Here is a 7,014-nt window from a genome sequence, read left to right on the forward strand (position 1 = left end):
GCGCGGCCTTGATGCGCCGCTCGACCATACGACGCTCCCTGTCGATCATCTCCATCTCGACGAGACGGGCGAGGAAGCGGATATGATCGACGCCTTCAGCGGCACATTGCCGGGCGAGCTTGTGATGCTCTCGCAGGCACGTAGGCAGCTTGAGGGCCTTGAGATGGTGAGCGAGAAGAATCTCCGGTGCCTGATCGCTCATGCGGCCTCCTGCCTGTCGCAGAGCAGGCTCAGATAGGCTCTGGCAACGGTCTTCTCGACCGTGGTGCGAGGCAGGAAGGGATAGATGTCCAGGTCAAGCCTCGGCGGTACGCGTTCGACCCGGCACAGGACGAGGTGCTTGACGGCATCGAAGCCGATGGCGCCAAGGTCGATGGCCTGTTCCACCGCCGCCTGGAGATCGGCGATGGTGAACGTTTCCAGCAGGCGCAGCACCTGTACATATTCGCGCCTGCCATGTTTGTGCATGCGCCCTTCCATCAACCGCTGCAGCGTCCCGAACGCTTCGGGCAAATCCCAGCCCTGCAAAGGGGCGGCCTGGTCGAATGCGTTGATCTTCTGCTCGATCAGCGGGAGATAGTGGAGCGGGGCGAAGATAACCTCCTCGCGGGCATAGCAACGAGGATGACGGGCGATAACTTCGCTGCGGCATCCGATCACCACTTCATCGACATAGGCCCTGATCCAGACCTCCTGATGGCCCCAGACTACCGGAACCGAATAATCGTTGGTCTTGTAGCGCACCAGAGATTGCGAGGAGACCCGCCCGCTCGTCTGATCGCAGGCCTCGAAGGGTGTAGCGGGCAGAGGCTGCATGGCCGCCAGATCGCGCTGCAAGCGCTCACCGATAGTCTCGCTCTCCCCGCGCACCTTGTCCTGCTGGCGCTTGCGGCATTGCTCCTCCAGCCACAGGTTGAAGGCCTCCCAGGTCGGGAACTTCGGGATCGGCACCATGAAATTGCGGCGGCAGTAACCTACCAGCCCTTCCACATTGCCTTTCTCGTTCCCCTTGCCCGGGCGGGCATAGCGGTCGCGGATCACATAATGCGACAGGAAAGCGCTGAACAGCGTGGCACGCTTGCGCGTGCCGTCTGGCAGGATTTTCGCCACAAGGCAGCGATCGTTGTCGTAAACGATCGAACGCGGCACCGCGCCGAAGAACGCGAAGGCATGAACGTGTCCGTCAACCCAAGCCTCCGCCACCGCCGCCGGATAGGCCCGCACATAGCAGGTGTCACTGTGCGGCAAATCGAGCGCAAAGAAGTAGGCTTTTTGCTCCACCCCGCCGATCTCCACCAGAGCTTCCCCGAAATCGGCCTGTGCATCTCCCGCCGGGTGCGCCAGCGGCACGAACATCTCCCGGCTGCGCTGCTCGCGCTCCCGGATGTAATCCTTGATGATCGTATAGCCGCCGGTGAAACCATGCTCGGTGCGCAAACGGTCGAATACCCGCTTCGCCGTATGGCGCTGCTTGCGCGGGACACCGCGATCCCCCTCAAGCCATCCATCGATGATCCCCACAAACCCGTCCAGCTTCGGGCGCTGCGGTGCAGACTGACGCCGGTAACCCGGCGGCGATGAAAACGACAGCATCTTGCGCACCGTATCGCGCGACACATTGAAACGCTTCGCCGCCGCCCGCTGGCTCATGCCATCCGCGCAAGCCAAACGGACCTGAAGATAAAGTTCCACGCTGTAGATCCCCACACCTCCCTGACTTGGCAGAAAGGCTTCAAGGTGGACGACTTTTACGCCGCCCGCAGCAGGACTATCCCGCCGCTAGCGTGGCCGAATATTGCTCCGCCGTTCTCACCCTGAAGCGCAGCGGCATCGAGTATTCCGACGTCTTCATCAAAGGGCCGGACATGCAGGCGACTGGCAGGCTCGTCCTCGATGCCTACTCGGCCACCGTCTTCTCTTCCTCGCCCAAGACCTTCGCCGCGATCCACGATCTGCTCGGCCAGGGCCTGTCGATGGATGAGGCGATCGAGCGGGTCGCCTTCCCCAACAATCCTGAAAAGTGGGGCGGTGACGACGCCGTCCCGATCGCAGCGGAGTAAGCGGGATGGCGAGCATCGGCGTGCAGCGTAAGGCCCGTCAGGATCGACAGGACGGGCAGGACCGAGGGACCGACCCGAGGTTCATCCTCTATGTCCTGCTTCATACCATCGGATTTCTGGCTGTGACCCTGCTGATGACCTGGGGGGCGTTCGTCCTCTTCTTCGTCGCGATCGGCGGCTTCAGTCTCGATGGGATGATGCATCAGCTCGCCAACCTCTCGAGCCGCTACATCGCGGCTGAGGCTTCGCGCACCGCCGATTTCAAGGTTCTCGTCGCCGTGCTGCACCTCGTGGTGGCCGGTGTGATCGTCTTCTTTCGCCGGCACGCCATCGTGCCGCGCGACACTTTGAGCCCGGAGCAAGGCGCATGAGCGAACCGACCTGGAATAGTGAAGTTGGACCCGAGAGCGATGCTCTCGCCGCCACCGCCCCCGCATCCACACCACAGCCCGAACCCTCGCTCGCAAGCGCTATTCCCGCAGCGCCGGCGGCGGCCGCCGCGCAGCCGCGCAAGACTGTGTTTGCCGGGTATACCGCGAGCCAGCTGATCCTTGGCGTCGCGGTGGTCGCGATGCTGATATGGGGCATGTGGGTGACGCGCACGATCATCACCCCGCCGCAGAAGATCGTGAAGGCCAATCTCTCGAGCATCGTCGGCGACTATTTGCAGGCGCAGGCGCGCAGCGCCAGCCCTCCCCAAGAGGTCGAAGCCGAGATGCGCAAGTTCATGACTTCGCTCGATGGCGAGCTGCAGCGCCGCAGCGCTTCGGGACAGGTGATCCTTGTCGGCGAGGCGGTGCTCTCCAAGGGCGTCGAGGACATCACGCCGGATGTGATGAAGGCGGTCTATGCCTCTGGCGTGAAGCGGCCGACGCCCGCCTCTGCAGAACAGTTGATGCAGAGCGGTAGTGACGGTCCGATCCCGCAGGTGCCGATCAATCCGCCCGCGCCTCAGGCTGCTGCGGGAGCAAGCGCGTTCGGGCCGATGCCGGAACAGGCGCCCGCAGCTGCGGCGCCGATGGCTGATCCCGCGAGCTTTGGAGGGTCTTATGGCGCAAGCGCTCAGTGAGCCCCTCCCGGTCGAGGCAAAGCCGCGCCGCTGGCGGCCCAACATGCGGCTATGGGGACCGATCGGTCTCCTGATCGCGGGCAGCGCCGTCTATTCCGCAATCAGCGACTGGCGTGATAGTCACGGTCTTCTCATCAACACTTCGGAATCGCTGCCCAATTGGGCCTTCGTGATCCACAAGACCGCCAAGCCGGAGCGCGGCCAGTACGTTTTCTTCGTGCCGCCCGCTCATCCGCTGGTCGTGCGCCACTTCGGCGCGAAGAAGCAGATGTTCGGCAAGATCGTCTACGGCATGCCGGGAGACATCGTCAGCCATCGCGGCGCCGAAGTGCTGGTGAACGGCAAGGTCGTGGCGCGCATGAAGCCGCGCACCCGCTTTGGTGAGCTGCTTGCTGCCGGACCTGTGGGCGTAATCCCGCCGCAGTGCTACTTCGTTGGCACGCCGCACAAGGACGGCTTCGACAGCCGCTATGCCGCGATCGGCTATGCCTGCGCCGGGAAGATTGTCGGTGTCGGGGAGGCCATCCTGTGAAGCGGCTCCTCGAAAACAGTGCCCTCGTCATCCTGTGCTCGCTGACCTTGTCGTCTGCAGGCCAGGCCAGCGATCACGGTGTCGTCGGTCAGACTTTTCCGGTCATCGAGACGGATCTTCTCTCGGTGATCGAGCAGCGCCTTCAGAACCTACAGGCATCGGGCGGGATCGACCGGATGAATGCCGAGTTCGCGCGGCGCGCCGAGGCCAAGGTTCGTCGGCCGACGCCGGTTGCCGGGATCACGCCGGCAACGCAGGCGCGGGTCTGGGCCTTCGATCCGACGATCGTCATCGAGAAGGACGTGAAGGACCAGAAGGGCAACTTCGTCGCTCGCGCCGGGCAGACGGTGAATCCTCTGGACTTCGTGGCGATGCACCAGGCCCTCGTCTTCGTCGATGGCGACGACAAGGCGCAGATGGAATGGGCAACCAGCCAGTATTCCGACCTCAAGGCCAAGATCATCCTCGTGTCGGGCTCGCCGATCGAGGAGATGACCGCCCGCAAAAGGCGGTTCTATTTTGATCAGGAGGGCCGCCTGACCGGCAAGTTCGGGGTGCGCCATACGCCCGCCGTCGCCGAGCAGGACGGCAAGGTCATCAAGGTTTCCGAGATCAAGCTGAAGGGGGCAAGCTGATGCCGCTGTGGCTCGACTTGCTGAAGACGCCGATGGCCGCGCCCGAGACGCCTCGCCTCAAGGCCATGCGTCGCACCTTTCAGGTGCTGTGCATCCTGTGCGCGCTAACGGTGGCGTTCGTCTCGCCGCTGACCGCGATCCTCGGCCGCATCGCGCCCATCGGGATCGCCGCGCTGCTGATTTCGACCGCCGTCTACACGACTCTGTATGTGGTTCGGAAGAACCGTGCCGATCAGGCATGGCTTGATGCGGCGACATCGCAGGAGACGGCATCATGAAATCGCTGCGCTGCCTCCTCGCGATATTCGCGATGTTCTTCGCTTCGGCCATGCTTGCCCCTTCCGCGCAGGCGCAGTCGCGCTGCACCGGCAAGTTCGTGAACCCGATCACGGACGTCTGCTGGTCCTGCCTCTTCCCGCTGTCGATCGGGGGCCTCAGCATCTGGCCGAGCACTCGTCCGGACACCAATAACCCCAGCCTGCCGATCTGCGCCTGTGGCAGCCCGATCCCGCGCATCGGTATCGCCGCCGGCTTCTGGGAGCCGGTTCGCCTTGCGGACGTCTCGGTGAAGCCGTGGTGCTTCGTGAACCTTGGCGGCATGAAGATCGCCCCGGGTTTCGACATCGGCCAGGGCCAGTTCACGGGGCCGTCGCAGGTCGGCGGTCAGGCGCAGAATACGTCCAAGTGGCACGTCCACTGGTACGTTTATCCCCTGCTCTACTGGATGGAGATCCTGACCGACTTCCTCTGCTTCGAGCAGGCGTCGTTCGACATCGCCTACATGACCGAGGTCGATCCGCTCTGGCAGGACGATACGCTGACCACGATCATCAATCCCGAGGTCGTGATCTTCGCCAATCCGATCGCCAAGGCGGCCTGCGCCGGCGACTGTATCGCGGCTACGGCGCGCCTCCCTCTCGATGTGACCTTCTGGTGCGCAGGCTGCCAGGGCTCGATGTACCCGATGAATGGCAACATCTCCTCGTCGATCGGCCATGTTCAGGCTTCCCGCCTCGCCCTTTCACGCTTCGCCTTCAAGATGCACCGGCAGGGTCTCGCGTGGGGCACCATGGGCAGCAAGGGCCTCTGCGACAAGTACCTGATGCCGGTGCTCAAGAAGCAGCAATACCGCATTCAGATGACCAATCCGATCCCGACGGTGAGCGGGAAGCTCGGTTGCTCACCCATCGGTGCATCCACCCTGCCGCCGCAGACCGGCCGTGCCTACCCCGTCCAGGGCGAGGACATGGGCTACCTCGTGTGGCGCAAGCGTAACTGTTGTGTGCTCTAGGAGACATATCCGATGCGACGCAGAACCATGGTCCTGGGCGCGATTGCGAGCCTCACCGCCATCGGCGGCATCCAGGCCATCGCTCAGAACATCGACGGCCTCGATCTCGATGCGGTGCGCAAACGTGCGGCCGCGATGCAGGAGGATGCCCAGACCTTTGCCGATCACGTCAAGGGTCGCGGCGATGCCTTCCGGGAAGAAGCGCTTGCCGTCCAGCAGCAAGGCACCGACAGCCTGACCGATCTGGCCAAGGCGGATCTGCCTATGAACGGTGATGGCCCGTTCGATTTCGACGAGATCATCCAGGGCGCCTCGCAGAATGTGGCGGGGACCAAGGGTGATGCGCCGCAGTTCATCGTCTTTGCGAGCCTCTCGATGCCGCCCAAGGCGCTGCGTCAGCTGATCGCGGATACGTCGAAGGCCGGTGGTATCATCGTCTTTCGCGGCTTCCCGAATAATTCGCTGAAGGCGTTCACCTCCGGGCTCGCCAAGGTGGTCACGGAAAAGGACCAGCTTTCCAATGTCGGGATCGATCCGCGCCTCTTCCGCGCCTTCGATGTGACGGCCGTCCCGACTTACGTTGCGGTGTCCTCCGAGTTCGATCTGTGCGCCGGCCTCAACTGCAAGACGGTGGTGCCCCCGCACGATCGCATGACCGGCAACGTCTCGGTCAATTACGTGCTCGAGTCCTTCGTCGATGGTCATGGCCCCGGCGCCGGCGTTGCCTCGGTCGCGCTGCGCAACATGGGCAAGGCCAGCTGAGATGCGGCGCCTCGCCCTTTCCCTGATCCTCCCGATCGCTTTCGCCGGCGCCGGGGCGGTGCTCGCCCAGAGCACGGTTCAGGAGGCAAAGGAGGACGGCAAGAACTTCGCGACGGACATGCGCGCCAATGACGCCTTGGTGCCGAGCGAAACCATGCGCGACCAGGTGCCGGGTTATCAGGGGACCGACTTGCCCCAAAGCGGCTACTTCGACGATCCCGACAAGCTGGTGGCCGATGCCGGCGCGCAGGCGAGCAGCAACGAGGCTTTCGCGGTATCGACCGATCGCAATAAGACGCGGCCGCAGTTCGACGCTCAGGAGATCCTCGACACCACCCGGCGCGCGACCGAGATCGAGGCGAATCCGGACACCTACCTGCAGGGTGAGCAGATGGGCGGCCAGACCGGCAGCTGCACGCCCCTGCCCCCCGGTGGCGGCAATGTCAGCTACTACGAGGCGACCTGTAATTATGGCTCCAAGCTCGACGAGGTGCCGCGCACGTGCACGTCGACGCTCAACGTCTCGGTCGAGAACCGGACCCTCTACTATTACCATATGTCGACGATCGGCCCTTACGTTGACCCCGACAGCATGGCCGATGAAATCGCTGCGGGAACCTGCAAGGCGGTCGGGACGGCATCGTACTGCGGCACGATGGCCGAGT

General features: G+C 63.7%; 8 protein-coding genes and 3 pseudogenes. 9 read left to right on the top strand and 2 right to left on the bottom strand.

Annotated features, from left to right (window positions below; all coding sequences use genetic code 11):
- Both istB and istA read right to left on the bottom strand, forming a co-directional pair.
- Positions 1–202, bottom strand: a pseudogene (gene istB, locus NTCA1_RS27445) (IS21-like element ISSsp5 family helper ATPase IstB); the annotation flags it as partial.
- A complete protein-coding gene (istA, locus tag NTCA1_RS27450) occupies positions 199–1,692 on the bottom strand; it encodes an IS21-like element ISSsp5 family transposase (protein ID WP_133085190.1) in 1,494 nt (497 codons plus the stop codon). The pseudogene istB and the gene istA, both read right to left, overlap by 4 nt.
- Before the next feature lie 98 nt (positions 1,693–1,790).
- Between istA and NTCA1_RS27455 the strand changes: the two are divergent.
- The 9 genes and pseudogenes from NTCA1_RS27455 to NTCA1_RS27495 all read left to right on the top strand — a co-directional run.
- Positions 1,791–2,060 (top strand): annotated as a pseudogene (locus tag NTCA1_RS27455) (type-IV secretion system protein TraC); the annotation flags it as partial.
- A gap of 5 nt (positions 2,061–2,065) precedes the next feature.
- The gene (locus NTCA1_RS27460) at positions 2,066–2,431 is read left to right on the top strand and encodes a hypothetical protein (protein WP_133085191.1); all 366 of its coding nucleotides are present in this window, start codon (positions 2,066–2,068) and stop codon (positions 2,429–2,431) included.
- On the top strand, positions 2,428–3,129 hold the full coding sequence (locus NTCA1_RS27465) for a type-F conjugative transfer system protein TrbI (RefSeq protein WP_133085192.1): 702 nt from the start codon (positions 2,428–2,430) through the stop codon (positions 3,127–3,129). Before NTCA1_RS27460 ends, NTCA1_RS27465 begins: the two co-directional genes overlap by 4 nt.
- The gene (locus tag NTCA1_RS27470; protein ID WP_133085193.1) at positions 3,110–3,661 is read left to right on the top strand and encodes a S26 family signal peptidase; all 552 of its coding nucleotides are present in this window, start codon (positions 3,110–3,112) and stop codon (positions 3,659–3,661) included. The genes NTCA1_RS27465 and NTCA1_RS27470 overlap by 20 nt, the downstream gene beginning before the upstream one ends.
- Positions 3,658–4,296, top strand: a complete 639-nt coding sequence (traW, locus tag NTCA1_RS27475; protein ID WP_008828787.1) for a type-F conjugative transfer system protein TraW — start codon at positions 3,658–3,660, stop codon at positions 4,294–4,296. The genes NTCA1_RS27470 and traW overlap by 4 nt, the downstream gene beginning before the upstream one ends.
- Positions 4,296–4,574 carry a hypothetical protein gene (locus NTCA1_RS27480; RefSeq protein ID WP_133085194.1) on the top strand — a complete coding sequence of 93 codons (279 nt, stop codon included), beginning with the start codon at positions 4,296–4,298 and terminating at the stop codon, positions 4,572–4,574. Before traW ends, NTCA1_RS27480 begins: the two co-directional genes overlap by 1 nt.
- Entirely contained in the window at positions 4,571–5,587 is a 1,017-nt protein-coding gene (gene traU / locus NTCA1_RS27485) for a conjugal transfer pilus assembly protein TraU (protein WP_133085195.1), read from the top strand. The genes NTCA1_RS27480 and traU overlap by 4 nt, the downstream gene beginning before the upstream one ends.
- A 12-nt stretch (positions 5,588–5,599) precedes the next feature.
- Entirely contained in the window at positions 5,600–6,349 is a 750-nt protein-coding gene (gene trbC / locus NTCA1_RS27490) for a type-F conjugative transfer system pilin assembly protein TrbC (protein ID WP_306439321.1), read from the top strand.
- 1 nt (position 6,350) lies between these two features.
- A pseudogene (locus NTCA1_RS27495) lies at positions 6,351–7,014 on the top strand (conjugal transfer protein TraN); the annotation flags it as partial.

The organism is Novosphingobium sp. TCA1, assembly GCF_009811895.1.
In the GTDB taxonomy this organism is placed as follows: domain Bacteria; phylum Pseudomonadota; class Alphaproteobacteria; order Sphingomonadales; family Sphingomonadaceae; genus Novosphingobium; species Novosphingobium panipatense_A.

Coding starts and splice junctions, on each gene's coding strand:
- traU (WP_133085195.1), top strand. CDS start 4,571: ATGAAATCGCTGCGCTGCCTCCTCGCGATATTCGCGATGTTCTTCGCT.
- NTCA1_RS27480 (WP_133085194.1), top strand. CDS start 4,296: ATGCCGCTGTGGCTCGACTTGCTGAAGACGCCGATGGCCGCGCCCGAG.
- trbC (WP_306439321.1), top strand. CDS start 5,600: ATGCGACGCAGAACCATGGTCCTGGGCGCGATTGCGAGCCTCACCGCC.
- NTCA1_RS27470 (WP_133085193.1), top strand. CDS start 3,110: ATGGCGCAAGCGCTCAGTGAGCCCCTCCCGGTCGAGGCAAAGCCGCGC.
- NTCA1_RS27465 (WP_133085192.1), top strand. CDS start 2,428: ATGAGCGAACCGACCTGGAATAGTGAAGTTGGACCCGAGAGCGATGCT.
- NTCA1_RS27460 (WP_133085191.1), top strand. CDS start 2,066: ATGGCGAGCATCGGCGTGCAGCGTAAGGCCCGTCAGGATCGACAGGAC.